The organism is Neisseria sp. HMSC078C12, assembly GCF_001838065.1.
Lineage (GTDB): Bacteria > Pseudomonadota > Gammaproteobacteria > Burkholderiales > Neisseriaceae > Neisseria.
Genome location: NZ_KV835605.1, coordinates 1 through 706, shown reverse-complemented (window position 1 = coordinate 706; position 706 = coordinate 1). Strand labels below are relative to the sequence as shown.

The 706-nt window shown below is 55.8% G+C and carries 1 pseudogene; it reads left to right on the top strand.

Annotation, left to right across the window (positions count from 1 at the left end):
- Positions 1-706, top strand: a pseudogene (locus HMPREF2596_RS11595) (RHS repeat family protein); the annotation flags it as partial.

Below are 706 nucleotides of genomic sequence, written 5' to 3'. Positions count from 1 at the left end.
CCGGTATTGTTCGAGAGCGAACAGATTTGGTTCAGCAAAAATCCGGACGGCCATTACGTCATCGCTTCGCTGGACGGTTCGATAGCGCTGCGTTTTGCCCCTTTGGTGGTCGCTGAAGACGGTTCGGACGAAGATGCCACCCTCTTCCCTTTGGTGGCGGTGGAAGACGCCAACGGCAACCATCAGCGTTTCGTCTATCATCCGCTGACCGGTCTGCCGCAATACATTATTGACGGCAACGGCCGGGTATTCTCGCTGAACTTCGGCAATGTGGCCGATGAGCAGTCACCCCAAATGCGGCTGCTGTCGGTGTCGCTGTTGGAAGGTTTGCCATCCTTCGGTGAAACGGTCCGGGTCGGCAGTCCGCTGGTCCGCTACGAATACAACGGCAGTGGTGACTTAATCCGCGTCATCGGCCGCGACGGCAACGTCAAACGCAGCTTCGGCTATAAAAACAATCTGATGGTGTCGCATACGGATGCGGCCGGATTGGTATCGGAATACGAATACGACCATTACACCCCGACCGGCAAAGTCATCCGCAACCGGACTTCTTTGGGCGAGGAATGGCGCTTTACCTATCACGAAGGTTACACCGAGGTAACCGACATACTGGGCCGTACCGAGCAATATCATTACGATTACAACAACGAGCTGACCAAACGGGTGTTTGCCGACGGCAGCACCAACCTGATGGAACGCGACG